Source organism: Micromonospora sp. B006, assembly GCF_003408515.1.
In the GTDB taxonomy this organism is placed as follows: Bacteria; Actinomycetota; Actinomycetes; order Mycobacteriales; family Micromonosporaceae; genus Micromonospora; species Micromonospora echinospora_A.
In genome coordinates this window covers 51,573-78,162 of the sequence record NZ_CP030865.1, presented here as the reverse complement: position 1 = coordinate 78,162, position 26,590 = coordinate 51,573, and the positions used below count along the sequence as shown (strand labels likewise).

Annotated in this window: 20 protein-coding genes and 1 pseudogene; 7 read left to right on the top strand and 14 right to left on the bottom strand. The window is 73.8% G+C overall.

Features of this window, described 5'->3' with window-relative positions:
- Positions 1 to 90 precede the first annotated feature (90 nt).
- On the top strand, positions 91 to 558 hold the full coding sequence (locus tag MicB006_RS00375; protein WP_370013522.1) for a hypothetical protein: 468 nt from the start codon (positions 91 to 93) through the stop codon (positions 556 to 558).
- Between the two features lie 24 nt (positions 559 to 582).
- On the opposite strand, the gene MicB006_RS00370 is transcribed toward MicB006_RS00375, so the two are convergent.
- Both MicB006_RS00370 and MicB006_RS00365 read right to left on the bottom strand, forming a co-directional pair.
- Positions 583 to 1,470: a PASTA domain-containing protein gene (locus MicB006_RS00370; protein ID WP_116503094.1), complete on the bottom strand. Its 888-nt coding sequence runs from the start codon at positions 1,468 to 1,470 to the stop codon at positions 583 to 585.
- Between the two features lie 98 nt (positions 1,471 to 1,568).
- Positions 1,569 to 2,240, bottom strand: coding sequence for a PASTA domain-containing protein (locus MicB006_RS00365; RefSeq protein WP_116503092.1), 672 nt, complete (start codon positions 2,238 to 2,240; stop codon positions 1,569 to 1,571).
- 105 nt (positions 2,241 to 2,345) lie between these two features.
- On the opposite strand from MicB006_RS00365, the pseudogene MicB006_RS32150 reads away from it, so the two are divergent.
- Both MicB006_RS32150 and MicB006_RS00355 read left to right on the top strand, forming a co-directional pair.
- Positions 2,346 to 3,584: pseudogene (locus MicB006_RS32150) on the top strand (hypothetical protein); the annotation flags it as partial.
- A 710-nt stretch (positions 3,585 to 4,294) separates the two neighbouring features.
- Positions 4,295 to 5,374: an IS110 family transposase gene (locus tag MicB006_RS00355; protein ID WP_116503088.1), complete on the top strand. Its 1,080-nt coding sequence runs from the start codon at positions 4,295 to 4,297 to the stop codon at positions 5,372 to 5,374.
- Positions 5,375 to 5,443: 69 nt separating this feature from the next.
- On the opposite strand, the gene MicB006_RS00350 is transcribed toward MicB006_RS00355, so the two are convergent.
- Both MicB006_RS00350 and MicB006_RS00345 read right to left on the bottom strand, forming a co-directional pair.
- On the bottom strand, positions 5,444 to 6,922 hold the full coding sequence (locus MicB006_RS00350) for a glutamate--cysteine ligase (RefSeq protein WP_116503086.1): 1,479 nt from the start codon (positions 6,920 to 6,922) through the stop codon (positions 5,444 to 5,446).
- A 252-nt stretch (positions 6,923 to 7,174) separates the two neighbouring features.
- Positions 7,175 to 7,756 (bottom strand): YceI family protein, encoded by a 582-nt coding sequence (locus tag MicB006_RS00345; protein ID WP_116503084.1) that lies wholly within the window; start codon positions 7,754 to 7,756, stop codon positions 7,175 to 7,177.
- Between the two features lie 101 nt (positions 7,757 to 7,857).
- Here MicB006_RS00345 and MicB006_RS00340 point away from each other — a divergent pair, with 101 nt between their 5' ends.
- Complete coding sequence (locus MicB006_RS00340; protein ID WP_073826928.1) at positions 7,858 to 8,349, top strand: MarR family winged helix-turn-helix transcriptional regulator; 492 nt, start codon at positions 7,858 to 7,860, stop codon at positions 8,347 to 8,349.
- A 268-nt stretch (positions 8,350 to 8,617) separates the two neighbouring features.
- On the opposite strand, the gene MicB006_RS00335 is transcribed toward MicB006_RS00340, so the two are convergent.
- The 9 genes from MicB006_RS00335 to MicB006_RS00295 all read right to left on the bottom strand — a co-directional run bounded on the left by MicB006_RS00335 (position 8,618) and on the right by MicB006_RS00295 (position 23,211).
- A complete protein-coding gene (locus tag MicB006_RS00335; protein WP_116503082.1) occupies positions 8,618 to 11,155 on the bottom strand; it encodes a helix-turn-helix domain-containing protein in 2,538 nt (845 codons plus the stop codon).
- Positions 11,156 to 11,256: 101 nt separating this feature from the next.
- Positions 11,257 to 12,405, bottom strand: coding sequence for an acyl-CoA dehydrogenase family protein (locus MicB006_RS00330; RefSeq protein ID WP_116503080.1), 1,149 nt, complete (start codon positions 12,403 to 12,405; stop codon positions 11,257 to 11,259).
- Positions 12,406 to 12,521: 116 nt separating this feature from the next.
- Entirely contained in the window at positions 12,522 to 14,054 is a 1,533-nt protein-coding gene (locus tag MicB006_RS00325) for an acyl-CoA carboxylase subunit beta (protein WP_116503078.1), read from the bottom strand.
- Between the two features lie 190 nt (positions 14,055 to 14,244).
- A complete protein-coding gene (locus MicB006_RS00320; RefSeq protein ID WP_116511027.1) occupies positions 14,245 to 15,165 on the bottom strand; it encodes a hydroxymethylglutaryl-CoA lyase in 921 nt (306 codons plus the stop codon).
- Between the two features lie 25 nt (positions 15,166 to 15,190).
- Positions 15,191 to 16,528: an acetyl/propionyl/methylcrotonyl-CoA carboxylase subunit alpha gene (locus MicB006_RS00315; protein WP_116511025.1), complete on the bottom strand. Its 1,338-nt coding sequence runs from the start codon at positions 16,526 to 16,528 to the stop codon at positions 15,191 to 15,193.
- 77 nt (positions 16,529 to 16,605) lie between these two features.
- Positions 16,606 to 17,220, bottom strand: a complete 615-nt coding sequence (locus MicB006_RS00310) for a TetR/AcrR family transcriptional regulator (RefSeq protein WP_116503076.1) — start codon at positions 17,218 to 17,220, stop codon at positions 16,606 to 16,608.
- Positions 17,221 to 17,278: 58 nt separating this feature from the next.
- A complete protein-coding gene (locus tag MicB006_RS00305; protein WP_116503074.1) occupies positions 17,279 to 20,122 on the bottom strand; it encodes a hypothetical protein in 2,844 nt (947 codons plus the stop codon).
- On the bottom strand, positions 20,115 to 21,908 hold the full coding sequence (locus MicB006_RS00300; protein ID WP_073826933.1) for an HSP90 family protein: 1,794 nt from the start codon (positions 21,906 to 21,908) through the stop codon (positions 20,115 to 20,117). Before MicB006_RS00300 ends, MicB006_RS00305 begins: the two co-directional genes overlap by 8 nt.
- Positions 21,909 to 22,071: 163 nt before the next feature.
- Complete coding sequence (locus tag MicB006_RS00295) at positions 22,072 to 23,211, bottom strand: FAD-dependent monooxygenase (protein ID WP_116503072.1); 1,140 nt, start codon at positions 23,209 to 23,211, stop codon at positions 22,072 to 22,074.
- 92 nt (positions 23,212 to 23,303) lie between these two features.
- On the opposite strand from MicB006_RS00295, the gene MicB006_RS00290 reads away from it, so the two are divergent.
- From MicB006_RS00290 to MicB006_RS00280, 3 genes are read left to right on the top strand one after another with little or no spacing between them, the layout of a single operon-like run.
- Positions 23,304 to 23,903, top strand: a complete 600-nt coding sequence (locus MicB006_RS00290) for a TetR family transcriptional regulator (protein ID WP_116503070.1) — start codon at positions 23,304 to 23,306, stop codon at positions 23,901 to 23,903.
- A 15-nt stretch (positions 23,904 to 23,918) separates the two neighbouring features.
- Complete coding sequence (locus tag MicB006_RS00285) at positions 23,919 to 24,449, top strand: SigE family RNA polymerase sigma factor (protein WP_116503068.1); 531 nt, start codon at positions 23,919 to 23,921, stop codon at positions 24,447 to 24,449.
- Positions 24,446 to 25,639: a hypothetical protein gene (locus MicB006_RS00280; protein ID WP_116503066.1), complete on the top strand. Its 1,194-nt coding sequence runs from the start codon at positions 24,446 to 24,448 to the stop codon at positions 25,637 to 25,639. The genes MicB006_RS00285 and MicB006_RS00280 overlap by 4 nt, the downstream gene beginning before the upstream one ends.
- A 43-nt stretch (positions 25,640 to 25,682) precedes the next feature.
- Here the strand turns inward: MicB006_RS00280 and MicB006_RS00275 are convergent, their stop codons facing one another.
- A complete protein-coding gene (locus MicB006_RS00275; RefSeq protein WP_116503064.1) occupies positions 25,683 to 26,585 on the bottom strand; it encodes a sulfurtransferase in 903 nt (300 codons plus the stop codon).
- Positions 26,586 to 26,590 lie beyond the last annotated feature (5 nt).

Here is a 26,590-nt window from a genome sequence, read left to right as displayed (position 1 = left end):
TTCCCGGTCGGGAGGGCGTGCCGTCGCCATAGAATCGGTACGCCCACCCCGGCACGTTCCACCCCGCGCGCCATGGACCCTGAACCTGGGATGGTCATGGTCAATCTGCCCGCCGCGCGGCGGCACCACCGGTCCCGTGTCGGCTATGCCCTCGGGCTGTTCGTCTTCCTCGTCGTCGCCACAGCGCTCGCGCTCGTGGTGCGGCACCCCGCCTTCTCCGCCACCCAGCAGCTCGCCGAGCCCGTACCGGCCCCGGAGATCACCGTGGCCGGTGAGGACGGCCGCGCCGCATCCGGCGAGGACGCCCGGGCGGCGGCCGGCGAGGACGAGTACGACGACGAGGAGGACGGCTGGTCTCCCACCGACCCGTCGCAGGACGAGGACGATCCGGACGCCGACACGCCGCCCGCGGGCACCGGGGGCGGCGAGGCGCTCGCCGAGCGGCCCGTCGACGCCACGAGCGACCTCAGCCGGTCACTGTTCTACTCCGGCCTGCTCGGGCTCGCCATCTCACTCGCCGGCCTCGGCCTGGTCGGCACCCGCCGACGTCAGTGGTGAGCGTCCCGACGCCAGTGGCGAGCGTCAGGGCGTCGTGGTGGTGGTCGCCGGGGCGGAACCCGGCGTGCTCGGGCCGGCGGTCGGCGGCGCGGGTACGGCAACCACGATGGTGACCCGGTCGTCCTCACCCACCGGGTAGCCGGCCTCCGGATCCGTCGAGATCACCGTGCCGGCCGGCCGGTCCGACGCCCGCCGCTGCACCCGGTAGTCCACGTCCAGCCGGTCCAGCGCCGCCCGGGCGGCGGCCTCCGGCAGCCCCACCAGCGGTGGCATCGGCACCTCGACCGCCTCGGTGGTCGGCGGCGTGCTCGGCGGGGAACTGCTCGGTGCGGCGCTCGTCGGGGCGGCACTGGTCTGCGCCGAGGTGCTCGGCACCGCCGACGGCACCGTCCCCGGATCGGAGTCCTGGTCGGCGGCGCGCAGCGCCAGCCACACCCCCACCCCGATCAACCCCAGCAGGAGCAGCGCCAGGATGCCCAGCAGGATCGGCATCCACCAGCGGCGTCCGGCCTGCTCGTCGCCGTACCACTCGCCCCCCGGCTCGGGATAGCCGGCCGGTCGCGGCGGGGGCACCCCGGCCCGGCCGGACCAGGCGCCCACCGGCTCCTGCGGGGTGGTGGCGTCGAGCGGACGCCGCGACGGTCCGCCGGGCACCGGACGGGTGGCGTCGCCCGCGTCCGGCGGCATCGCGCGGGTCGCGTCGCTCCCGGCGGCGTTGCGCGGCATGGCGCGGGTCGCGTCGACGTCCTCTGCGCCCACGTCGCGCGGCATCGCGGCAGTGGCGTCGGGGTCCACGGGAGCGTTTCGAGGGAGCGCGCGGGTGGCGTCGGCGTCCTCCCCGGCCGGATCCCGGGGCATGGCGCGGGTCTCGTCCGCGTCACCGGCGGGAGGATCCTGACGGTCGTCGCTCATGGCACGTCCTTTCCCCACCGGGACGGGGCGCACGGCCCTCGATCGTCCACCGTAACGGGCCACGGCCACGTCGGCCGGGATCAGCGCGCCCGCGCCGGTCAGCCAGTCGGCGACGGGGTGGCGCCCGGCGACACGGACCGGGTGTCGCCGCAGGTCAGCACCACCTGGTCGTTCCACCGCGCCGGGCTGCCCGCGACCGGCTCCTGCGCGGTGACCGGACCTTGGCGGCCGGTGCCGTACCGGGGATAGAGGCCGGCGTCCACCAGGTCGTCGGCCGCGTCGGAGCAGGACAGCGTGCCCACGTCGGGCACGGTGACCGCCGGGGCCGGTCCGGTCACGAACAGGGAGACGGTGACACCGCGCTTCACCGGCGTGCCCGGCGCCGGCGAGGCGCGCTCCACCGAGCGTCCGGCGCCGGTGCCGAAGACCAGTCGCCAGCCGAGCCGGCGGTCACGCAGCTCCCGGCGGGCCTGCTCGAAGTCGACGCCGACCACCTCCGGCACGGTGAGCCCGGCGGGCGCGCTCGTCCGCGTACCGGTCGGGGCGGCGGCTGTGGTCGCAGGTGGCGTGGTGGCCGGCGCGGACGTCGAGGCCGTGACGACCGGCGCGGCCTCGCCGGGCGCGGCCGGGCGGTCCGGGTCACCGGCCAGGATCCAACCGGCGCTGCCCCCGATCACCGCCAGCAGAACCACTGCCAGACCGCCGCCGAGGAGCAACCTGGCCCGTCCCGGGCCGGTGCCGTCGCCGTCCGGTCGCCGCTCGTCCGTCATGCTCCCCCGCCCCCGCTCATCGACGACCGTATCCACAGCTGCCAAACGGTCACGGCCCGTCGCCACGACTCGCCGCGCCGACCTCGGGACGTTACGCTCCCCGGCATGGTCAGTCGGGGCTGGGGAGGATCGACCGCCGCCGCGCTCGGCGTCGCTGCCGGCGCGGGCGCCGCGCAGCTCGGTTTCGGGTACGGGCTGGGCATCATCAACTGGGCGCCGACCGGCGCGGTACGCATCGAGGCGGCCTGGGTGGCGAGCCTCGCCTGGGCGACCTGGATCGCGGCCACCTCGGTCATCGCCGGCGCGGTCTGCGCCCAGCGCCTGCGGGGCCGGGACGACGAGTCGCAGGGCCGGCCACCCCGGCTCGCGCTGGTGCTCGCCGCAGCTGTCGGCGCGCTCGTCACGGTGCTGCTGGTGGCGGTGCCGGCGCGGGCGGCCCAGGTGCCGGACGTGTCCGCGCCGCAGACCGTCGCCGCCGCCTACGCCGCAGCGGGGCTGCTGCTCGGGATGCTGCTGGCCACCTGGGCGCTGCACACCCGCGCCGCCGCCACCAACCTCATCGCCACCTCGGGCTGGCTCTGGCTGCTCGCCGTCGTGTCGGTGGTCGACGGGGTGGTCGCCGGCCGTGGCCTGACCACCGCCCAGCTCGGCATCTGGCAGATCAGCGCGGACCGTGGCGCGTTCTGGATCCGCGACTACTTCTACTGGCCCGGCGCGCTGCTGTCGGTGCTCTCCGCGCTGGTGATCGGCGTGCTGGCCGCCCGGCGTGCGGCCCGCGCTCCGGAGGTACGGGTCGGCGCGGCGGCCTCCGGGGCGGCCGGACCGCTGCTCGTGGCGCTGGCGTACCTGCTCGCCGTACCGCGGCTCGCCGGGATCGCCGCCGAGCAGTTGTCGGCCCACCTGATCGCCCCGTACGCGGTGATCGCCGGTGTCGGCGGCTCGATGCTGATGGCGGCGCTCGCCCAGCGCGCCGAGCGCCGCAGCGCCGAGCGGGTGACAGTCCCCCGCCAGCGCACCGGCGAGCCGGACCCGATCAGCGGCGAGACCGACCCGACGACCGGCGACCCGGCCTCGAAGGACGGGCCCTCGGAGCCGGCCGGATCCGTGTCGGACCCGTCCGGCACGTCGTCGTCGGGCAACTCCGGGGAGCGCCCGTCGGGCGTGTCACGCAGGCGCTCGACCGGATTGTTCGGGGCGCGGAAGGCCCGCACGTCAGCGGCAGATCCGTCAAGCTCGTCAGCGGTCGACCCATCAGGCCCGTCAGCGTCGGAGCGGTCGGGCCCGTCAGCGGCGGATCCGTCGAGCCCGTCGGCGGCTGGCCCGTCGGCCGTCGGCCGGTCGGCGTCGGAGCGATCGGCGGCGGACCGGCCGGCATCGGGCCGGTCGGCTTCGGAGCGGTCAGTGGATCGGGCGACCGGGACGGACAAGGCACCGAACACCTCGGCCGACACGCGTGAGGCGACGGCCGCAGCGGAGGACGGGCCTGGCGCAGCCGTCGGCCGGACCGGAACGGAGAAGGGCCGTGCCACCCGGTCGGCTACCGGCCGGCGGGGTCGGGCCGTCCCGCCGCAGCGGCAGCCCGAAACCCTCGACCACCCGAACCCGCAGACCAGCCAGGACGACTCCTCGTCACGGTCAGGCAAGCCCTCGTCGTAGACCGACGCTGCTCGGCGGCTCGGCCGAATCTCGCCACTCCCGTCGATCTTGGAGTTGTGGCACCTCGCGTAAGCCGCGAAGCGGACATCTGAGGCGCCACAACTCCAAGACGCTTCTATGTGTGTGGTGATCGGTTCGGCTGGTTGCCGTTAGGGTTCGGCATCGATGATCACTTGGGTGACTCTTCGTCGATCCGGCCGCTCGGGTTGCGGGTGTGTCTTGTCCAAGACCTGTCCCCAGGTGGTCGTCGGCGCCGGCCCGGCCCACCCTGCTGGCCTGATCAGAAGCCTGCCCGTGCGAGCACACGTGGCCCATCACAGATCTGCCGTCGTGGTGACTGCTTCCCGAGCCGACGCCGACTGTCCCGGTCGTCGCTGGCTAAGGAGCAACAATCCGAGATGGCAAGGATCGTAGAGCGGGTCGCGGATCGCTACGACGTGGTGGTGGGGGTAGACACCCACACCGACACGCACACCGCCGCCGTGGTCGACCGCCTCGGCGCCGTGTTGGCGCAGGTCACCGTGTCCACCGACCCGGACGGGTTGGCGCGGCTGCTGGACTTCGCCGTCGCGCACACCCCACCGCGGGGGCGCCGGTTGTGGGCGGTGGAAGGCACCCGGGCACACGGTCAAGGGCTGTGCCGGGTGCTGGACGCTGCTGGTGAAGATGTCAGCGAGGCACCCAAACCCGCCGCCGCGTCGCGCCGACGAGGCGGCAAGTCCGACCAGCTCGACGCGGTCGCCGCCGCCCACGCCGTGCTCGCCCTTCCCCTGCAGCGTGTCGCCGCACCCCGCAGCGACGGGCCACGCGAAGCGCTGCGCCTGCTGCTGGTCTGCCGCCGACACCACAGCGACGCCCGCACCGCCACGATCAACCTGGTCAAAGCGCTGATCCTGACCGCCGACGACACCCTGCGCCACACACTGCGCGGACTGTCCACCACCACCCAGATCGCCCGCCTGGCCGCCCTCGACCTACCCGAGACCACCGACCTGCCCTGCGAAGAACACACCCGCCGCCGCGAACTGACCACCCTCGCCCGGCAAATCCAGACCCTCGACGCCGCCCTCGCCGACAACCACCGACGCCTACGAGCCCTCGTCACCCACCTGTGCCCACCCCTGCTCGACCAACCCGGCATCGGACCCGTCACCGCCGCGATCGCCCTCACCGCCTGGTCCCACCCCGGCCGCGTCCGCTCAGAAGCCGCCTACGCCACCCTCGCCGGCACCGCCCCCATCCCCGTGGCCAGCGGCCGCACCAACCGACACCGCCTCAACCGCGGCGGCGACAGAACCCTCAACAGCGCCCTACACACCATCGCCCTCACCCGCCGCCGCATCCACCCCGAAACCCGCGACTACATCACCCGACGCCGCACCGAAGGCCGCACCACCAAAGAAATCACCCGCTGCCTCAAGCGCTACATCGCCCGACAGATCTACCGCACCATCACCAACCACCACCGCACCACTTGACAACCCCACTCACAGATCGGCGAGGCGGAGGCGGGGGCGGGGAAGGCGAGGGCGGGGGCGGGGGCGGGGTCAGTCGACGGGCCAGGTGTGTACGGGCTCGTTGCTGCGCTGGAGTTCGGCGTACCGCTTGACCATGTGGTGCAGGGCGGCCTTCCGGTCCATGCCCTGGCGCCGCTCGGCCGCCCACACCGTCTCGGTCTGCCAGACCGCGCCGTTGCGGCCGGTACGGCAGCGGCCCTCGATCACGCCGAGCAGGCGATCGCGCTCGGCCGGGGCGACGCCGAACCGGTCCAGCCCCTGCTCGGCCACCGGAAGCAGCGTCTCGAGGACAAGCTTGGTCACCGGCACGTCGCCGAGGCGCGGCCAGTGCAGGACCGCCTCGATGCCGCGCCGGGCGGCGGCGTGGAAGTTCTCCTCCGCCGAGCTGAACGTCAACTGGCTCCAGATGGGACGGTCCGCCTCGGCGAGGCCGCGGGCCAGCCCGAAGTAGAACGCCGCGTTGGCGAGCATGTCCACCACTGTCGGGCCGGCGGGCAGCACCCGGTTCTCCACCCGCAGGTGCGGACGGTCGTTCATGATGTCGTAGACCGGCCGGTTCCAGCGGTAGACGGTGCCGTTGTGCAGCCGCAGCTCGCCGAGCTGGGGTACGCCCCCGGCGTGCAGCACCTCGACCGGGTCCTCGTCCTCGCAGATCGGCAGCAGTGGCGGGAAGTAGCGGACGTTCTCCTCGAACAGGTCGAAGATCGAGGTGATCCAGCGTTCCCCGAACCACACCCGGGGGCGTACGCCCTGGGCCTTCAGCTCGTCGGGACGGGTGTCGGTGGCCTGTTGGAACAGCGCGATCCGGGTCTCCGCCCAGAGCTGCCGGCCGTAGAGGAACGGCGAGTTGGCTCCTACGGCGACCTGAACGCCGGCGATCGCCTGGGAGGCGTTCCAGTAGTCGGCGAAGCTGTCCGGCGCGACCTGGAGGTGGAACTGGAGGCTGGTGCAGGCGGCCTCCGGCGCGATCGAGTCGGTGTGCGTACGCAGCCGCTCGACGCCGTTGATGTCCAGCTCGATGTCCTCGCCCCGGGCGCCGACGATCTGGTCGTTGAGGACGCGGTACCGCTCGTTCGTGGAGAGGTTGTCCGCGACCAGGTGGCGTTCGGTGAGCGTGGGCAGGATGCCGACCATCATGATCGTCGCGTCGGACTTGGCGGCCCGCTCGTCGGCGCGGCTGAGGCTGCTGCGCAGGTCCTGCTCGTAGTCGGCGAAGCCGCTGCCCTCGATCAGTCGGGGCGAGGCGTTCAGTTCGAGGTTGAACTGCCCCAGCTCGGTCTGGAACAGCGGGTCGGCGATGTCGGCCAGGATCTGGTCGTTGCGCATGGCCGGTTCCGCGGCGGCGTCGATCAGGTTCAGCTCGATCTCCAGCCCGGTCATCGGCCGGTCGGCGTCGAAGCCGAAGTCGTCGAGCATCAGTGCGAAGACGTCCAGGCAGCGCCGGACCTTCTGCCGGTAGCGGACCCGATCCTCGCGGGAGAAGGCGCCCTGGTCGACGTCTCTGCCCATGTGTCCTCCCGACGCCGGTGCGACGGAACCGTACCGTTCCGCAACGCATTGTGAACCATTCGCGTGGTGCGCGTAAGTGCGCCCCGTCCGCCGCCCGCTGGACGGGCGGCAGATCTGCACCTGTACCCCGTCGGGGCCCTCACCAGCACCGTCGGCCGGAGAACATCGCGTGACGATTCGCACCGCCGCGCGTACACGGGAAGGGCCCGCACCGTCGGCGGGACGGTGCGGGCCCTGCGGACCTGGCCGGGCTCAGCCCTGGCGGATGGCCTCGCCCTCGATCTCGATCTTGATCTTGCGGCCGACCAGGACGCCGCCAGTCTCCAGCGCCACGTTCCAGGTCAGGCCGAAGTCCTCGCGGTCGATCTCGGTGGAGGCGGAGAAGCCGAAGATGTCCTGCCCGAAGGGGCTGCGGCCGACGCCCTCGAACTCGACCTCCAGCTCGACCTGGCGGGTCACGCCCTTGATGGTCAGCTCGCCCAGGAGGACGAACTCGTTGCCCTCGCGGGACTTCACCTCGGTGCTGCGGAACTCCAGCGTCGGGTACTGCTCGACGTCGAGGAACTCCGGGCTGCGCAGGTGCGCGTCCCGGTCCGCCTGGGCGGTGTTGATGCTGGCGGCCTGGATGCTGGCGGTGACCGTGGACTGCATCGGGTCGTCGGCGACGGTGATGGTGGCGGTTGCGTCGGCGAACTCACCGCGTACCTTGCTGACCATCATGTGCCGGGCGACGAATCCGACACGCTTGTGCGCGGCGTCGAGAAGATAGGTACCGGGGGTGGGGATGGTGAGACCCTCCCAGTCGCGGGTAGTCGCCTCGGTGCTGCTGGTCATGGTGCTCTCCTCCGGGGAAAACGGTTTAGTATCCCAACGACTGACTGAGCAACTATAGCTACAGCAATATTCCCTGTGTCAAGTGTTGCTAGGATGGTGGCGTGGACCAGAACGTGTTCGACGATCCCCGGATCACCGCCGTCGGCCTCCTCGTCGAGGCGCACGCCGGGCTCTCCGCCCGGTTCGCCGCCCAGTTCGACGAGCACGGCCTCTCCCCGGTCGAGTTCGAGGTGCTCACCCGACTCGCCCGCTCACCCAACAACCAGCTGCGGATGACCGACCTGGCGGCGCAGACCTCGCTCTCCACCAGCGGCGTGACCCGCGTGGTGGACCGGATGGAGCGGGACGGGCTGATCCGTCGGCGCGCCTGCCCGTCCGACCGCCGCAGCTCCTTCGCGGTGGTCACCGCCGCGGGCCTGAGCCGGCTGGACGCCATCCTTCCCGGCCACCTGCGGATCATCGAGCAGTGGTTCACCGGCCAGCTCGATCCGGACCAGCTCGACGGGCTGCTGGACGGGCTACGCCGGGTCCGGGACGCGGTCCACCCCGGCGCCACGGCCGGCAGCACCGAATTGGCCGAGGACGCCGCCTGACGGTCCACTGCCGACGGTTCACCGCCCGGCGGCCCGCTGGTCAATACCAGCGGGTCACCGGCAGAACAACCGGCAGAACCACTCAGGCAGCCGGGCAACCGGTGCATAAGCCCCCATATCTCTCGCAGTACCTCGGTAGTCTTCCCGCAGCGGGGGGCACCGGGGGGTGCTGGCGCGAGCGTCGAGCGAGGGGCAGCACCAGGGGGCTACTTCGTTCGCGCCACCCCCGCGCCCTCCATCCTCCCCGGCCCGCCGGACGCGCCACCGGTCAGCGCGCCTTCTGACGCCGCGCCGCGAGGGAGAAGATCAGCTCCTCCTCCCGCGGCAGCAGGCTGACCCCGGTGACCCGCCGCGCGTTGTCCAAGCGGTCGAGCACTGCCGGATCTCCGGTGCTGACCGCCAGCCCCACAAGCGCCTCGACCAGGTCGCGCCGCCCCGCGCCGCCCTCCGCCGCGTCGGCCGCCGCGGCGAACCACTCCACCGCCAGTTCCCGATCCCCCCGGTGCAGCGCCACATGGCCCTCGATCAGCCCGCGCAGCGCGTCCTCGGCGCGGGCGTCCGCGACCACACCGGGCGGATTCAGGCTCTCCACGACAGGCGGCCGGCGCTGACCCGGCACCGCACCCGAGGGCCACAGCTCGGCGGCCGCTGCCAGCGCCTCGTCGCTCCGGCCCTGGCCGGCGAGGGCCAACGCGACCTTGCCGACCGTCCGCCGCCGCCGACCGGGATCGCCCAGCTCCGCGAGCGCTGTCGCCACCCGGCGCCCCTGCTCGACCGCCTCCGCGTACCGGCCCTCCAGGCGGGTCAGCTCGGCCTGGTCGGCCCGCGCCAGCAGACGCAGGCGCCGGTCGCCGCACTGCGCCGCCAGCCGGTCCACGGTGGCCAGCCGCCGCCGGGCGTCGGCCAGCCGCGCCGCGCGTACGTCGTGCCAGGTGAGGTGCGCCTGGGCGACTGCCATCTCGCGTATCCGGCCGTGCCGGGTGGCCGTCGCCAGCGCGGCCTCGGCCTGCTCGCGGGCCTCGTCGTGCGCGCCGAGCCCGCGCAGCAGCACGCAGAGCACGGACCGGGCCGACAGCTCCCCGATCACGTCGCCCGTCTCGGCGAAGATGACGAGCGCGGCCCGGGCGGCCGGCAACTCCTCCGCGCCCGCGCCGTGCTCGACGGCCAGCCGGGCCGCGCCGAGCATCGCCCAGGCCCGCAGCGTGGACCGGGTGCCGGCGGTTCGCGGATCGGCCAGCAGCCGCCGCAGCCAGCGCCGACCGGAGACGTCCCGCCCGCGCAGCCGCCACCAGCGGGGCAGCGAGGCGGCCAGCAGCAGCGCCGTCTCCGGCGCGTGCTCGGCGGCGTACGCGAGGGCGGCGGTGATGTCGCCGGTCGCCTCGTCGAGCAGGCGTGCCACGCCGGGCAACTGTGCGCCCACCAGCCCGGGCGCGGTGCGGTGGACGAGCCCGGCGATCACCGAGGCGTGCCGGAGCCGGATCCCGGCGGTCTCGCCCTCGACGTCGGCCTGCTCGGCCGCGAAGTCCCGGACCGCGTCCAGCAGCCGGAACCGGAAGGGGCCGGCGCCCCGGACACTGAGCAGGCCCAGCTCGCGCAGCCGGTCCAGCATCGGTGCCGCGTCCCACCGCCTGCCGCCACCGGCGAGCAGGTCCTCGGCCAGCTCGACCGACCAGCGGTTGCGGAACGCGGAGAGCCGTCGCAGCGCGGCCCGGTCGGCCGGCGCGAGCAGGCGGTAGCTGCTCGCCACCGCCTCGCGCAGCGTCACCGTGCCGGCCGACCGGTCGGCGGGCTCCCAGCCGGGATGTGCGCCGGTCAGGTCCAGGACACGGTCGCCGTAGCGGTCGAGCAGTTCGGTGACGTCGAGGATGCGTCCCCGCGCCGCCATCAGCTCGATCGCCAGCGGCAGCCCGCCGAGGCGGCGTACCAGCGCGGCGAGCGCCGGCAGCTCGGCCGCCGTGGGCGGTTCGCGGCGGGCCTGGGCGAGGCGGGCGGCGAACAGTGCCGCCGCCGGCCAGCGATCCAGGTCGGAGCGGTCGGCGGGCGCGGCGTCCGCGGGTGGCACGTCGAGCGGCGCGACCGGGCGGACCAGCTCACCGGGCAGCCCGACCGGGCGGCGGCCGGTCACCAGCACCCGCAGGTCCGGCACGGCCGCGGTCAGGGCGCGAAGCGCCCCGGCCACCGGCTCGGGCGCCCGGTCGACCGCGTCGACGAGCAGCAACGCCGACCGGCCGTCGAGCCGGCAGGCGAGATCGGCCAGCCGGTTCACGCCGAACACCGACGCCGACGCGGCGAGCACGTCGGCGACGTCCGAGCCCTCCCCGACCAGCACCCCGGTCACCCCGCCCGGGTGCCGGGCCGCCACCGCGTGCGCGACAGCGATGGCGAGCGCGGTCTTGCCGACGCCGGCGAGCCCGACCAGGCTCACCACCGGGTACGCGTCGAGCAGGCCGGCCACCTCGGCCACGTCCCGGTCGCGGCCCAGCAGCGGCACGGGCTGGGGCAACGCGACCAGCGGTCCGGCGTCGGTGTGGGTGTCGGCGAGGCGCGGTCCGGGCCGGGCGGTGGCGACGAACTCCCGTCGGTCGTCACCGGCCAGGCCGAGCGCGTCGGCCAGCAGGTCCACTGTGGTGCGCTGAGGGCGGGTGGCCCGGCCCCGCTCCAGATCGCGGACCGTCCGCACGCCCACGCCGGCCCGGCCCGCCAGCTCGGCCTGAGTCAGGCCGGCGGCGAGCCGGTGCCCGCGCAACAGATCGGACAGACCGGTGCGACCACCTGGGCCCCGCGCACCGTCATGATCCGGAGTCATGGGCACGAAGAGTACGGATGGACTCCGACGCTCCACAGCCCATCGTCAACCACCCGACCGTCCCTCGCCGTTATCCGACAGGGCGCGGACGAGGGCGCCTCTCACATACCGAGGTCGCGGGCGATGATCATGCGTTGCACCTCGCTGGTGCCCTCGCCGATCTCCAGGATCTTCGAGTCCCGCCAGAAGCGGGCCACCGGGTACTCGTTCATGAAGCCGTACCCGCCGTGGATCTGCGTCGCCTCGCGGGCGTTGTCCACCGCCACGGTGCTCGCGTGCAGCTTGGCGATCGCCGCCTGGCGCTTGAACGGCTCACCGGCGAGCATCCGCGCGGCCGCGTCGTAGTAGGCCAGCCGGGCGGTGTGCGCCTTCATCTCCATGTCCGCGATCTTGAACTGGATGGCCTGGTAGTTGCCGATCGGCTGGCCGAACGCCTGGCGCTCCTTCGCGTACTTGATCGACTCGTCCACGCAGCCCTGGGCCAGGCCGACGGCGAGCGCCGCGATGGCGATCCGGCCCTCGTCCAGGATGCGCAGGAACTGCGCGAAGCCACGGCCGCGCTCGCCGAGCAGGTTGGCCGCCGGCACCCGGCAGTCGTCGAACGTCAGCTCGTGCGTGTCCGACGCGGTCCAGCCGACCTTCGAGTAGCCGGGCGCGACTGTGAAGCCGGGCGTACCGGACGGCACGATGATCGTGGACAGCTCCTTGCCGCCGTCCGGCCGCGTACCGGTGACGGCGGTGACGGTGACCAGCGCGGTGATGTCGGTGCCGGAGTTCGTGATGAACGCCTTCGAGCCGTTGATCACCCACTCGTCGCCGTCCAGCACCGCGCGCGTCCGGGTGCCGGCCGCGTCCGAGCCGGTGCCCGGCTCGGTGAGCCCGAACCCGGCCAGCGCCTCACCGCTGAGCAGCCTCGGCAGCCACTGCGCCTTCTGCTCCTCGGTGCCGAACCGGTAGATCGGCATCGCGCCGAGCGACACCGCCGCCTCCAGCGTGATGGCCACGCTGGAGTCGACCCGGGCCAGTTCCTCCAGGGCCAGGCAGAGCGCGAAGTAGTCGCCGCCCATGCCGCCGTGCTCCTCCGCGAAGGGCAGCCCGAACAGGCCCATCTTGCCCATCTGACGGACGATCTCGTACGGGAAGGTGTGCTGCTCGTAGTGCTCGGCGATGGTGGGCGCGACCACCTCGCGGGCGAACTCCCGCACGCTTGAGCGCAGCGCCTCCTGGTCGTCGCTGAGCCGGAAGTCCATCTGATCCTCCTGGTGGGACGGCGGTACGGACGGGCCGGGCGCTCGTGACGCCGGGGCGTGTGTCGGTCAGACCGGGGCGGGCGTGTGTCGGTCAGACCGGGGCGGGCGTGTGTCGGTCAGACCGGGGTGACGCCGTGGCGGCGCCGGGAGAAGTGCCGCTCCTTGCCGCGCGCGGCGGCGAACCGGCGTACCAGCTCGGCGCGCAGCTCGTGCGGCTCGACGATGGCGTCCACCACCAGCTCGCTGGCGAGGCGGACCACGTCGATGTCGCGCTCGTACTCCTCGCGCTTCGCGGCCACGAACGCGGCCCGCTCGGTCTCGTCCTCGATCGCGGCGATCTTGTTGGCGTAGACCGCGTTGACGGCGGCCTCCGCGCCCATCACCGCGATCTTCGCGGTGGGCAGCGCGATGGTGGCGTCGGGCTCGAAGCCGGGGCCGGCCATCGCGTACAGACCCGCGCCGTACGCCTTGCGGACCACCACACAGATCTTGGGCACTGTCGCCTCGGAGATCGCCGTGATCATCTTGGCGCCGTGCCGGATGATGCCCTGCTTCTCCACCGCGCTGCCGACCATGAAGCCGGGCACGTCGCTGAGGAACAGCAGCGGCACGTTGAACGCGTCGCAGAGCTGCACGAACCGGGTCGCCTTGTCGGCCGAGTCGACGAAGAGCACGCCGCCCTTGAACATCGAGTTGTTGCCGACCACGCCGACGACCTCGCCGTTGAGCCGGCCGAACCCGACGGTCAGCTCCTTGGCCCAGAGCGCCTGGATCTCGAAGAAGCTGCCCTCGTCGAGCAGGCCCTTGACGTACCGGCGCATGTCGAACGCCTGCCGCTCGCTGGCCGGGACCAGCGCGGCCAGGTCGGCCTTCTCCGGCGCGTCCACGGCTTCGGCGGCCGGCGGGTCCTGCTTCCAGTTCGACGGCAGGTAGGACAGGTAGGTCCGCACCACGTCCAGCGCGTCGTTCTCGGTCTTGCAGAGGAAGTGACCGACGCCGGACTCGGCGCAGTGCACCTTCGCGCCGCCCATCGCCTCCAGCGTCGTCTTCTCGCCGGTGACCATCTCGACCATGCGGTCCGAGCCGAGGTACATGCTGGCGTTGCCGTCCACCATGGCGACCACGTCGCAGAACGCCGGGATGTACGCCCCGCCCGCCGCGCTCGGCCCGAACAGCGCGCAGACCTGCGGGATCGAGCCGGAGGCGCGGACCTGGTTCCAGAAGATCTTGCCGGCGCCGCGCCGCCCCGGAAACAGGTCGACCTGGTCGGTGATCCGGGCGCCGGCCGAGTCGACCAGGTAGACCATCGGGACGCCGGTCGCGTACGCCCGCTCGATGGTCCGGATGATCTTCTCGACGGTACGCGCGCCCCAGCTGCCGGCCTTGACAGTCGAGTCGTTCGCCATCAGGCAGACCTGGCGGCCGTCGATGGTCGCGGTGCCGGTGACCACGCCGTCGGCGGGCAGCCCGTCGGCCATCGCGTTGGCGTAGAGCCCGTCCTCGACGAAGGAGCCCTCGTCGACCAGGTACGCCACCCGCTCACGGGCGAACAGCTTCCCCTTGGCGGCGTTCGCCGCATGGTACTTGTCCGCACCACCGGCGCGGGCGCGCTTGCGCAGCTGCTCCAGTGCCTCACCGTCGAGCGTCACGCCGACTCCCGTTGCCACCGCCCGCGCAGGGCGCCACCGACCTGAACGATCGTTAGGCTACCCCACCCGCACCCCTCCCGGCACCCCGCCACACCCCCGCACCCCATTCACCTTCGTGATCAAGGAGTTCGTGTCCTCGTTCGGGCACCCGGAGGACACAAACTCCTTGATCAACGGTAGGCAGGGCGGGTCAGGACGGGAGGGGAGTCAGGCGCGTGCGGGGGCCTGCTCGGAGGACTCCGGAGGGGAGCTTCTTGCCCACCAGGGTCTCGGCCAGCTCGGCGGCAGCGATCAGGGCGTCCAGGTCGATGCCGGTGTCGATGCCCATGTCGTGCAGCATGTGCACCGCCTCCTCGGTGGCCAGGTTCCCGCTGGCGCCCGGCGCGTACGGGCAGCCGCCGAGGCCGCCGACGCTGGCGTCGAACTCGGTGACGCCCAACTCCATCGCGGTGAGCATGTTCGCCAGGGCGGTACCCCGGGTGTTGTGGAAGTGCAGCAGCACCGGCAGGTGGGCGTTCCGGTCCCGGACCGCGGTCACCAGCTCACGGACGCGCCGGGGCGTACCCATGCCGGTGGTGTCGCCGAAGGCGACGCGGTCCGCGCCGTCGCGGGCGACGCGGTCCACGATCGCGGCGACCCGGCGGGGGTCCACGTCGCCCTCGTAGGGGCAGCCGAAGCTGGTCGCCACGATCACCTCGGCGGTCGCGCCCGCGGCGTGCAGCAGGTCGATCAGCTCGGCGATGTCGTCGAGCGACTCGTCGGTGGAGCGGTTGACGTTGCGGCGGTTGTGCGTGTCGCTCGCCGAGACCACCACCTCGATTTCGGTGAAGCCCGCCGCCAGCGCCCGCTGCGCGCCGCGGGTGTTCGGCACCAGCGCGGAGTAGCGCACCCCGTCGGCCTTCTCCGCCCGCTGCCACACCTCGTCGGCGTCGGCCATCTGCGGGATCGCCCGGGGATGCACGAAGGAGACGGCCTCGATGCGCCGCACCCCGGTGCGGGACAGCGCGTCGAGCAGCCGCACCTTGGCGTCGGTGGGGATGGGCTCCTCGTTCTGGAGACCGTCCCGGGGACCGACCTCACGGATGCTCACGGAGTCTGGGAGTTCCGCCATCAGGTTCACCTCACTGGGTCGAAGGTCAGCGCATCCGGGAGACGATGCCGGTGTCGTAGTCGCCGGAGAGGAACTCCGGGTTCTCCAGCAGCTCGGCGAAGAACGGCAGGTTGCACTTCGGGCCGGCGATCTCGAACTGGGCGACCGCCGCCCGAGCCCGCTCGACCGCCTCCTCGCGGGTGTCCCCGCTGACGATCAGCTTGGCCATCAGGCTGTCGTAGAACGGCGTGACGGTGTTGCCGGCGACGTAGCCGGAGTCCACACGTACCCCGGTGCCGGACGGCTCGTTCCAGGTGGTGATCGCACCAGGGCCGGGCAGGAAGCGCTTCGGGTCCTCGGCGTTGATCCGCAGCTCGATGGCGTGGCCGCGCGGGGCGAGCGCGTCCGGGTCGAACGTCGGCGCCAGCCCGGCCGCCACCCTCAGCTGCTCCTCGACCAGGTCGACGCCGTAGACGTACTCGGTGACCGGGTGCTCGACCTGCAGCCGCGTGTTCATCTCCAGGAAGAAGAACTCCTGCGTGGAGGGGTCGAGCAGGCATTCGACGGTGCCCGCGTTGCGGTAGCCCACCGCCTCGCCCGCGCGTACCGCCGCGGCCAGGAAGCGCTCGCGCAGCTCCGGCGAGACCGCCGGGGACGGCGACTCCTCGACCAGCTTCTGGTTGCGTCGCTGCACCGAGCACTCCCGCTCGCCGAGCGCCACCACCCGTCCGTCGGCCAGGCCGAGGATCTGCACCTCGACGTGGCGCACCCGGGGGAAGTACCGCTCGATCAGCACCGAGCCGTCGCCGAACATCCGCTCCGCGAACGCGCGGACCTTGTCGTACTCGGTGCGCAGCGCCGCCTCGTCGGCGGCCACGCCCATGCCCATGCCGCCGCCACCGGCGGCGGCCTTGACCATCACCGGGTAGCCGATCTCCGCGGCCGCCTCGACCGCCGCGGCCAGGTCGGCCGCCGGCTCGGTGGTGCCGGGCGCGACCGGCACCCCGGCCGCCGCCATCAGGTTCCGGGCGTTGATCTTGTCGCCCATCGCGGTGATCGCGTCCGCGCCGGGTCCGACCCAGATCAGGCCCGACCCCTCGACGGTACGGGCGAAGTCCGCGTTCTCCGACAGGAAGCCGTAGCCGGGGTGGATCGCCTGCGCGCCGGTGCTGCGGGCGGCGTCGAGGATCGCGTCGGCGTTCCGGTAGCTCTGCGCCGGGTTCGCCGGGCCGACGCAGACCGCCTCATCGGCCTCGGTCACGAACGGCAGCGCGCCGTCGGCCTCCGAGTGCACAGCGATCGTCCGGACCCCGAGCCGCCTGCCGGTACGGATGATCCGCCGCGCGATCTCCCCCCGATTCGCGACCAACAACGATTCGATCATCTTCTGCACGGACGTGACCCCTTCTCGACGCAAAGCCGGGGTCCCTTCTTAACATGCGTTAAGGTCCCGGCGGCGTGTCAGGTCGGGTCGGTCGGCGCGAGCAGGGCCGCGAGCGTCGCGCCGCGCAGCAGCTCGGCCCGTCGCCGGCGATCGACCTCGCCGCCGAGGAACGGCGTCGAGTTCATCAGGCCGAACGCCGCGTGGGCGAGCACCCGCGCCGCGCCGTCCGGCAGGCCGGGGTGCAGCGCCGTCAGCACCGTCACCCACTCCTCGACGTACATCCGCTGGAGCCGGCGGATCCGCCGGCGCGGCTCGTCCGGCATGCGGTCCAGCTCGTGCAGGTGCAGGGCGATCACCGCCGGGTTGGCCAGCGCGAACTCGACGTGGAAGTCGATCAGCGACTCCAGCGCGCCACGCGGGTCGTCCGGGTGACCGGCGGCCCGCTCCCGCCCGCCCGCGAGCAGCCCCTCGCTGACCGGCACCAGCGCGGCGACGAGCATCGCCTCCTTGCCGGCGAAGTGGTGGTAGAGCGCCGGCCCGGTGACTCCGGCCGCCGCGCCGATGTCGTCCATCGACACGCCGTGGTAGCCGCGCGCCGCGAAGAGACCGACCGCGATCTCCAGGATCTCGTCCCGCCGGGACCGGCGCCGGGCCGTGCCCGCCGTCCCCCGTGCCTGCTGTTCCACCGCCACCGGGCCAGCCTAGACCTCGGGGTCGATCTAGAGCAGCCGCGGTTACCCGACGGTCGCCTCAGTCCTCCTCGATGCCGTGCTCGGCGCGGACCGACGCCGCCTCGGCGGGCCGGCCCTGGTCGTCGAGCGCGCGGGCCAGCAGCCAGGCGGCCTGCGCGGCGGGCCGGGAGCCGGTGGGCAGCCCGCCGAGGACCGGGCGCAGCAGCCCTTCGGCCTGCTCGGGCCGGCCGTCACGCAGCAGCAGCTCGCCGGTCAGCACCTCGACCTGCGCCGCCTCGCCGAATGCCTCGATCGACCGGAGCCGCCCCGGCACACCCTCCAGCCGGTCCAGCGCGGCGGTGAGCCGGTCCTCGCCGATCAGCACCCGGGCCACCGCGTCCGCGGCCATCGCCCGCTCGTACGTGACCACGGGCGGCTCGTCGGTCTGACCGGCGAGCGCGTTCGCGGCCTGGTCCACCCGCTCGATCGCGGCCACCGCCGCCGGCAGGTCACCGGACCAGTGCAGGGCGAGCAGCTCCCGCCGCCGGGCCCGCAGCTCGTCCACCGGATACCCGGCCAGCCGCCAGGCGGAGGCCGCCGACGCGAACCGCTGCGCGGCCAGCGCGTCCCGGTCGGCGTCGTAGAGCAGGCCGCCGGACTCCTCCAGCACCTGCGCCCGGCGGGGGAGATTGTCCGGCCCGTCCAGGTTCTCGGCCAGCTGGTCGAGCACCGTGAGCGCGAGATCCGTCTCGCCGAGACCCGCGTAGATCCCGGACAGCATGTGCCGGCACCGGTCCGCCTCGGCCTGCGCGCCGGAGCGGTCCAGCCCGAGCACCGCTTCCTCGGCCACCTCGGCGGCCTCGGCCAGCCGGCCGGCCATCCGGTACGCCTCGGCCAGTTCCCAGCGCAGCAGCGCGTCACCCGGCAGCCCCTGCTCGACGCAGAGCGTGACCGCCTCGGCCAGATCCTCCACCGCTTCGCCGGCCCGGTCGGCTGCGAGCAGCGCCCGCCCGCGCGTCACCCGCAGCGGCAGGTGGGCGCCGACCGGGGCGACCGACAGCGCCTCGTCACAGACCGCCACCGCCTCGGCCGCGTCGTCCGCGGCACGCGCGCACGCCAGGCAGGCGCCGGTCAGCATCTCCGCGTCACCCAGCTCGCCGGCCAGCCGGCGGGCCTGCGCCGCCGCGTCCCGGAACTCCTCGGCCCGCTCCAACTGCTCCAGCACGTGCGCCCGGTGCAGCGCGACCCGCCCGGCCAGCCACGCGTCGGCGTCGGCGTCCGCCCCGGCCCGGTCGAGCGCGTCCAGCGCGTCCGCCCACCGCTCCCGGTGCACGTGGGCCAGCGCGAGCCGATCCCAGCCGGCGGCCCGATCCCGCGGTTCGCCGTGCGCGGCCAGATACGCGGCCGACTCCTGCGCCAGCGTCAGTCCCTCGTCCGCGCTCTCCTCGGCCATGCTCAGCAGCACACCGAGCCGCCCGGCCACCACCTGCGCCCGCAGCGGGTCCGGCACCTCCCGCCACGCGGCGAGCGCCTCCCGGTTGACAGCCGTCGCCACCGCCACGCCGTCGTCGTCCTGGGATAGCTCGCCCGCCCGCAGCTCCAGCCGCCACGCCCGGGTGGCCGCCGGCAGGTCGGCGTCGCCGTACCGCTCGTCGTACGCCCGCAGCACGGTGCCCAGGCCGTCCCGGCGGTTGGTGCGCCAGCACTCCTCGGCCAGCGCCAGCAGCTCGTCGGCGCCGGCCTCGTCAGGCACTGTCACCGGCGGCTCGGTCGTCGTCTGAGCGTCCGGTGCGGTACGCGGCGCGGGCACCACCGGGCGGCGCACGCTGGCGGAGAGCGGCAGGTGCTCACCCTCCGGGCCGGCCACCAGCTTCCGGGCGATCATCGCGGACTGGTGCGTGGTGCCGTTACGCGCGTCGAAGCGGCCGGCCAGCCCGGTGGCCGTACCGGCCAGCTCGTCGGCGAGCGCGCCCACCGGCACGTCGGCGGCCGGCCGGTCACCGGAGGCGCGGCGGTGCACTGTCAGCTCGGCCGGCACCTGACGCAGCGCCGCCGACGCGGCGGCCGCGAAGTGCATCGCGGCGGCCGGGGTGGGTGCCCGGTCCAGCCAGTCCAGGTGCCGCTCGACCAGCTCCAGCGCGCGGGCCTCGTTGCCGGTCGCGGTGCAGAACTCGATGTGCTCGGCGACGTCCCACAGGTTGGCCAGGTGCCCGCGCAGCCGCCGGTACGCCTCCCGGTGCGCGTCCCGCGCGGCGTCGCCCCGGCCGGTCTCGCGGTAGGGGGTGAGCAGCGCGGTGAGGATCCCCTGCGGCTGCTCGCTACAGGTCAGCCGGCCGGCGAGCACCGGCTCGGCGAGCGCCACCGCCTCCTCGTGCCGGCCCAGCCGGACCAGGTGCGCGACCTGCGTGGTCGGGTCGCAGCCGGCGCAGTCGGAGAGCGCGTCGCGGGGCGTGGTCATCCACTTGCGGTACCACTGCTCCGCCGCGTCCTCCTCGCCCAGGTGCGCGGCCACCAGGTAACGGTGCTTGTGGACCGCCTGCAACGAGTGCCCGGCGTCGCGGTAGCGCCGCTCCATGTCGTCGAGCACCGCGTACGTGCGGTCCAGCGGCAGCTCCGGGAACTTCACCATGGCGTTGACCATGTACTTGAAGGCCCAGAGCAGCTGGTGCGTGTAGCCCTGGTGGTAGGGCTGCGGATCCTTGTCGTACTCCGACAGGCACCAGGAGAACGTGACGAAGGACTTCGCCGGTTCGCCGCCGTAGACGTACGCGGTGGTGCCGGTGACCCGGGCCGCGAAGGCGAGGTGCCTGTCGTCGCCCGCGTCGGCGCGGCGCAGCAGCTGCTCCAGCGCGGCGATCTGCCCCGGGCCGTACGGCATGGTTTCGATCTCGTGGTGCATGCGCCAGAGGTCGTCGTCAGTCACGCGTCACTCCCGGTACGGCCCGGCCGAGCAGGCCGAGGAAGGAACTGTTCAGCAGCGCGGCGTCGGCCGCCCGGATCGGGTGGTGCCCGAGCAGCAGGGCCTGCCCGTAGAGCGCCTCGACGGCCAGCCCGACCAGCTCCGGGTCGGCGAGCGTGGTCACCCGGCGGACCAGCGGGTTGCGGTGGTTGAGTACGAGTTGCGGGCGGTCCGGCGGGGCGGAGGCGGCGAGCGCGTCGAGCACCCCGCCCCACAGCTCGTCGGCCTTGTCGCGGCTGGCGGCGAGCTGGTCGTGGAACGCGGCCGAGCGGGACACCAGGTAGAGCGCGGGCAGCGAGACCGGGTCGTACGCCCGGATCACGACCTCGCAGCCGAGCCGTTCCAGCGCCCGCTGCGCCCCGGTCAGGAACGGCCGCAGGGCCAGCTCCGTCGCCGGGTCGAGGATCTCGAACCGGGTGGTGAGGTCGCTCGGCTCCAGCCGTTCGATGAGCACCGACCGATCCACCGTGGGCAGTCGCTCGATCAGCTCGGTGTCGTACGTGTAGCCGCCGTTCACGACTGCCACGTCCTGCGCGGCGGCCACGGCGGCGAGCTGGCGGAACTCGTCCAGGCTGGCGGCGTACCGGAGCACGCCGTGCCGCTGCCGGAACTCGGCGAGCGTCATCGTGCCCACGTTCGTGTCCATCGGCCACCACTGGTCGACAAGCCGCAGCATCTCGTCGTCGTGCATCGCGAGCGCCTTGACGCCCAGGTGGTGCACCTGGAGGAACTCGCCGAGCCGGCGCGGGTCGTGCTTGGCCAGCCGCACCAGCCAGCCCCGGATCTGGTCCCCGAGCGCGTCCCGGACCGTGGTGAGCAGCGCGTCCTCGTAGAGCGCCTCGCGGCTCGCGGTCGGGCGCAGCTCGCTCGCGTCGACCACGCAGTGGGCGAAGAAGGCCCACTCGGGCAGCAGCCCGTCGGCGTGCTCGCTGAGCAGCATCCGCTTGAGGTAGACCCGGTGCCCGGCGCGCGCGGCCGGGTTCACCGCGGTGGGCAGGATGAACGCCACGCCGGTGAGGCCGGCCTCGGGCACCGACAGCGGCACCACGTCGAACGGGACGAACCCGAGCAGCTCCTGGGCGTACCGCTGGAGCGCGGCGCGGTCGACAGGTGCTCCGGGCGTGGTCGGCCACGGCGGCGGCCCGGCGGTGGTCGGCGTGTCACCGACCCGGACGTCGACCGGCAGCAGGCTGCCGTAGAGGCGGGCCAGCTCGGTGACTGTGGGTACGCCGAGCCACTGGTCGGCGTCGCGCCGGGGCACCAGCGTCACTGTGGTGCCGGGTTCGTCCCGAGCCTGCTCGGGCTCGGCGAGCCGCACCGCGTACCGGCCGTCGGACCAGCCCGTCCAGAGCACTGTGGGCTCGTCGGCGTGCCGGGTGACCACCCGGATCTCGTCCGCGACCAGGAAGCAGGAGAGCAGCCCGATGCCGAACTGGCCGAGGAACTCGTGCCGGGAGAAGCCCAGCTCGTCGCGCTTGGAGCTGCGGCCGATGGTGGCGAGCAGCTCGTGCACCTGCGCCTCGGTGAGGCCGATGCCGGTGTCGTGCACGCGCAGCGTCCCGTCGCCGGTCAGCTCCGGGGGCTCGATGCGTACCCGGGCCGGTGCGTTCGGCTCGGTGGACCGGCGCGCGGTGATCGCGTCGACGGCGTTCTGGAGCAGCTCGCGCACGTAGACGCGCGGGCTGCCGTACAGGTGGTGGCTGAGCAGGTCGACCACGCCACGGAGGTCCACCTGGAAGGTGCGGTCCAATCGCGCTCCCGGTTCGGATTTCGGCGCTCACCGTACCGGTCAGCGCCGACAGTGTCCGTCCCGTTTCATCCCTCCCTCCCCCTTCCGCCTCCTCGCCGATCTTGCACTTTGCGCCCAGGCGAACACGCACAAAACAGACCCGCCAAGGGCCACAACTGCAAGATCAGCGGGGCGGTGGTTCGAAGCCGGCGAGGCGAGTGGCGATGCGGTGACGGGCCGGGGGGAGGGTGGAGACCAGCCGGAGCAGCAGGTTGCGCAGGGGGCGCGCGAAAGGTGGGGCGGCGGCCAGGCGGGTCAGGTTGGCGGCGAAGCCGAGCGCCTCCTCGGCGCGGGGGCGGCGGTCGGCCGCGTACCGGTCGAGGGCCCGCGGGCCGGCGGCGAGCGCGTCACCGAGGGCGACCGCGTCCCGCAGGCCGAGATTCATCCCCTGCCCGCCGGCCGGGCTGTGCACGTGCGCCGCGTCCCCGGCGAGCAGCACCGGGCCGCAGCGGTAGGCGCTCGCGATCCGGTGGTGGATCCGGAACCGGGACGACCACGCCATCCCGGTGACCCGGTCCGGCCGCCGCGCCGGACCGCGCTCGTCGAGCAGCGCCTGGAAGTGGTGCGCCTGCGGCTCGCGCGGCGCGTCGGCCACCGTGGCGACCAGCCGGACCGTGCCGTCGGGCAGCGGCGCCCAGACCAGCGGGCCCTGCCGGGACAGGAAGAGGCTCACCTGGTCGCGCGGGAGCGCGCTGTCCACCCGCACGTCGGCGAGCAGGAACGACTCCCCGGGGTCGGCCGGGCCGCCGAAGCCGATGCCGGCGAGTTCGCGGACCCGGCTGTGCATCCCGTCCGCGCCGACGACCCAGCGCGCCCGGACCGCGCGGCCGCCGTCGAAGCGCGCGACGGCGCCGGCGCCGTCGAGGTCCAGCCCGGTCATCTCGTACGGCCGCAGCACGCGCCCGCCGAGCGCGGCGAGCCGGTCGGTGAGCACCGCCTCGGTCTCGGCCTGCGAGATGAGCAGCGCGTACGGGTAGCGCGACGGCAACCGGTCGAAGGGGACGGTGAGCAGCACCCGGTCCCGGTCGCGGACGCTGAACCGGGCCGAGCGCAGCCCTCGGGCGGCCAGCGGCGCGGCGACCCCGATCCGGTCCAGCACTTCGAGGGTGCCGGCGTGCACGACGGCGGCGCGGGACGTGACGGGCGGCTCGGCGAGCCGGTCGACGACAGCCGCGGCAACCCCGTGCCCGGCCAGCGTCACGGCCACCGCCAGGCCGGTCGGCCCGCCGCCCACCACGAGGACGTCGGTGCGTTCGGGGAGCATCGCTTCCACCTCCGGACTCAGGTCAACAACTGTTTGCCAACATGTGTTGACTTCACTGTAGAACCGATGTCAACACGTGTTGGCCTACAGTCGTGGACGTGACCGAACCCGCCACCCGCACCCGCCGCTCGGACGCCACCCGGGCGGCCATCCTGCGAGCCGCCCGGGAACGCTTCGCCGCCGACGGCTACGACCGGGCCACCATCCGGGCCATCGCCGCCGACGCCCACATCGACCCGTCGATGGTGATGCGCTACTACGGCAGCAAGGAGGGACTCTTCGCCGCGGCGGCCGAGTTCGACCTGCGCCTGCCCGACCTGGCCGAGGTGCCGCCGGACCGGCTCGGCGAGACGCTGATCCGGCACTTCGTACGCCGCTGGGAGGCGGACGGGACACTCGTCGCGCTGCTCCGGGCCGCCGCCACCAACCCCGGTGCGGCCGACCGGATGCGCGGCATCTTCGCCGGCCAGCTCGCCACCGCCGTGGCCCGGTCGAGCGCCGACCCGGCGACCGCCGAGCGACGGGCCGGTCTGGTGGCCAGCCAGATCCTCGGACTCGCCCTCACCCGGTACGTCGTCCGGCTGCCACCCGTGGTGGACCTCGACCCGGAGGAACTGACCGCCTGGGTCGGCCCGACGATTCAGCGCTACCTGACCCAACCTTTGCCCCCGTCCCGCGCGTCTGGCCGGTGACGGAGGAGGAGCCGGATGGGGCGTGACGCGGACGACGGGCGGGCGGACTACCTCGCCTTCGTCGAGTCGCACCAGCACCGGCTGCTGCGCGCCGCGTACCTGATCTGCGGCAACCGGCACCAGGCCGAGGACCTGCTCCAGGACGCGCTGCTCAAGCTGGCGCTGCGCTGGCCGTCGGTGCGCGACGGCGATCCGGCCGCGTACGTGCGCGCCATCCTCTACCGCGACGCCGTCTCCTGGTGGCGGCGCCGGCGGCGGGAGTGGCTCAGCGCGTACCCGCCGGACCGGCCGGACGCGGACGGCGACCCCGCGTTGCGGCTCACCGTGCGCGCCGCGCTGGACCGGCTGCCGCCACGCCAGCGGGCCGTCGTGGTGCTGCGCTACTTCGAGGACCTGACCGAGGTCGCCACCGCCGAGGCGCTCGGCGTCACCGTCGGCACCGTCAAGAGCCAGTGCCACGACGCGCTGCGCCGGCTGCGCGACGTGGTGCCCGCACCCGGTGGATCCGCCGACGGCCTGGCCGCCGGAAGGGAGGTGAACCCGTGAACGAGACGGAGCTGACCCGGCTGCTGACCCGGTCCACCGAGGAGATCCGCCCGAGCCGGCCGGCCGCCGCCGGATGGGAACGGGCCGGCCGGGTCCGTCGTGCCCGCCGCGCCGCCGCGGCCGCCGCCGTCGCCGTGGTCCTGGTCGGCGGCGGTACGACGGCGCTCCTGCACCGCTCCGGGCCGCCCCCCGCGGCACCGCCCCGCCCGGCCGTGACCTCCACCCCGAACGCGCCGGTCGTGCAGCGGCCCCCGGACCGGCTCGGCGAGGCGGGCGACCCGCTCGGCCGGCTCGGCGACCGGGTCCGCGCCGCCCTCTCCGCCCGCCCGGTGAGCCGGGCACTGGCGCTGTACCAGCCGGTCGACCCGGCCACCGGCGAAGCGGGCCCGGTCCGGGTGCTGGGTGACGACGGCATCGTCCGGGAACTCGACGTGGTCACGCTCGCGCCCACCCGCGACGCCGGGGGCAACGAGGCGACGGCCCTCAAGCCGGGCAGCCTGTCGCCGGACGGCCGGACCGCCGCGTTCGCGCAGACCGGCGAGGTGGTGGTGGTCGACCTGACCGACGTCGAGGTCCGCCGCTATCCGCTCGCGGGCTACCTGGAGCACGTGGTCTGGGCCGGTGACCGGCTGATCGTCGGGGACAACGACACCGCGTACGAGCTGGACCGGCGCACCGGAGCGGCGCGGAAGCTGACTGTCGACCCGTGGACGCTCGTCGTACCCGAGCCGGACCGGCCCGGCGACCTGCTCACCGTGGGCGGCTGGTCCGGGGACGGCGGCCTGGCCGTACGCCGGTTCCCCGCCTCCGGCGGCACCCCGGAGCGGCGGCCGGTGACCACCGGGCAGCTTCCACCCGGCTACCGCCTGGACGAGATCTACGGGCGGGGCTGGCAGCGCGGCGACCGGATCGGCCAGGCCGGATGGACCACCACCGTGGGCCCCGCCGGCACGATGAGTGGCGCCGAGGGCGTGGCGGTGCTGGACGCCCGCACCGGCGCGGTGACCCGCCTGCTCGACCTGGGCCGGGAGGGCCGAGCCAAGGGGTGCTGCGAGGTGTACGGCTGGACCGCCGACGGCGAACTGCTGTTCCGCTACGACGCCGGTCTGGCCCGGTGGCGACCCGAGACCGGCGCTGTCGACCGGGTGGCGGGCAACGTGCCCGGCAGCCTGTCGATCGCCGCCCGCTGACCGGCCGGTCCCACCGTCGGCACGGCGGGACCGGCCGGGACGCTCAGCGGGTCAGGCCGCCGGGCTGGTCGCCCTTCACGACGGGGGCCCGCACCAGGTTGCCCCACTCGGTCCACGAGCCGTCGTAGTTGCGCACCTGCGGGAAGCCGAGCAGGTGGTGCAATACGAACCAGGTGTGGCTGGACCGCTCGCCGATCCGGCAGTACGCCACCACGTCGTCGGACGGGCTCAGCCCGAGCTGGTCGGCGTAGATCGCGCGCAGCTCGTCGGCGGACTTGAACGTGCCGTCGTCGTTCGCGGCGGACTTCCACGGCTTGCTCACCGCGCCCGGGATGTGCCCGCCACGCAGCGCGCCCTCCTGCGGGTAGTCCGGCATGTGCAGCATCTCGCCGGTGTACTCACCGGGCGAACGCACGTCCACCAGCGGCCGCCCCGCCTCCACGTGCGCCATGACCTGCTCCCGGTACGCGCGGATCGGCGCGTCGTCGCGCTCCGGCACCGGATACGAGGCGCGGGGCCGGCTCACCTTGTCCCGGGTCAGCTCCCGTCCCTCGGCGACCCACTTCTGCCGGCCACCGTCGAGCAGCCGGACGTCCGGGTGACCGAAGAGGGAGAAGACCCAGAGGGCGTACGCGGCCCACCAGTTGAAGTTGTCGCCGTAGAAGACGACCGTGTCGTCCCGCCCGATGCCCTTTGCCGCGCACATCTCGGCGAAGCTCGCGGCGTCCAGGTAGTCGCGGGTGACCTGGTCGTTGAGTTCGGTGTGCCAGTCGACCTTGACGGCGCCGGGGATGTGGCCGGTGTCGTAGAGGAGCACGTCCTCGTCGGACTCGACGACCACGAGCCCTTCGTCGCCCAGGTGCTCGGCCAGCCATTCGGTGGTGACCAGGCGCTGCGGGTCGGCGTACGACTGGAGATCAGGATGCGGATCGCTCGGCACAGGCATGATCC

Excerpts from the sequence above, each read along its gene's own strand:
- MicB006_RS00375 (WP_370013522.1), top strand. The coding sequence starts at position 91 with ATGGTCATGGTCAATCTGCCCGCCGCGCGGCGGCACCACCGGTCCCGT.
- MicB006_RS00370 (WP_116503094.1), bottom strand. The coding sequence starts at position 1,470 with ATGAGCGACGACCGTCAGGATCCTCCCGCCGGTGACGCGGACGAGACC.
- MicB006_RS00365 (WP_116503092.1), bottom strand. The coding sequence starts at position 2,240 with ATGACGGACGAGCGGCGACCGGACGGCGACGGCACCGGCCCGGGACGG.
- MicB006_RS00355 (WP_116503088.1), top strand. The coding sequence starts at position 4,295 with ATGGCAAGGATCGTAGAGCGGGTCGCGGATCGCTACGACGTGGTGGTG.
- MicB006_RS00350 (WP_116503086.1), bottom strand. The coding sequence starts at position 6,922 with ATGGGCAGAGACGTCGACCAGGGCGCCTTCTCCCGCGAGGATCGGGTC.
- MicB006_RS00345 (WP_116503084.1), bottom strand. The coding sequence starts at position 7,756 with ATGACCAGCAGCACCGAGGCGACTACCCGCGACTGGGAGGGTCTCACC.
- MicB006_RS00335 (WP_116503082.1), bottom strand. The coding sequence starts at position 11,155 with ATGACTCCGGATCATGACGGTGCGCGGGGCCCAGGTGGTCGCACCGGT.
- MicB006_RS00330 (WP_116503080.1), bottom strand. The coding sequence starts at position 12,405 with ATGGACTTCCGGCTCAGCGACGACCAGGAGGCGCTGCGCTCAAGCGTG.
- MicB006_RS00320 (WP_116511027.1), bottom strand. The coding sequence starts at position 15,165 with ATGGCGGAACTCCCAGACTCCGTGAGCATCCGTGAGGTCGGTCCCCGG.
- MicB006_RS00315 (WP_116511025.1), bottom strand. The coding sequence starts at position 16,528 with ATGATCGAATCGTTGTTGGTCGCGAATCGGGGGGAGATCGCGCGGCGG.
- MicB006_RS00295 (WP_116503072.1), bottom strand. The coding sequence starts at position 23,211 with ATGCTCCCCGAACGCACCGACGTCCTCGTGGTGGGCGGCGGGCCGACC.
- MicB006_RS00285 (WP_116503068.1), top strand. The coding sequence starts at position 23,919 with ATGGGGCGTGACGCGGACGACGGGCGGGCGGACTACCTCGCCTTCGTC.
- MicB006_RS00275 (WP_116503064.1), bottom strand. The coding sequence starts at position 26,585 with ATGCCTGTGCCGAGCGATCCGCATCCTGATCTCCAGTCGTACGCCGAC.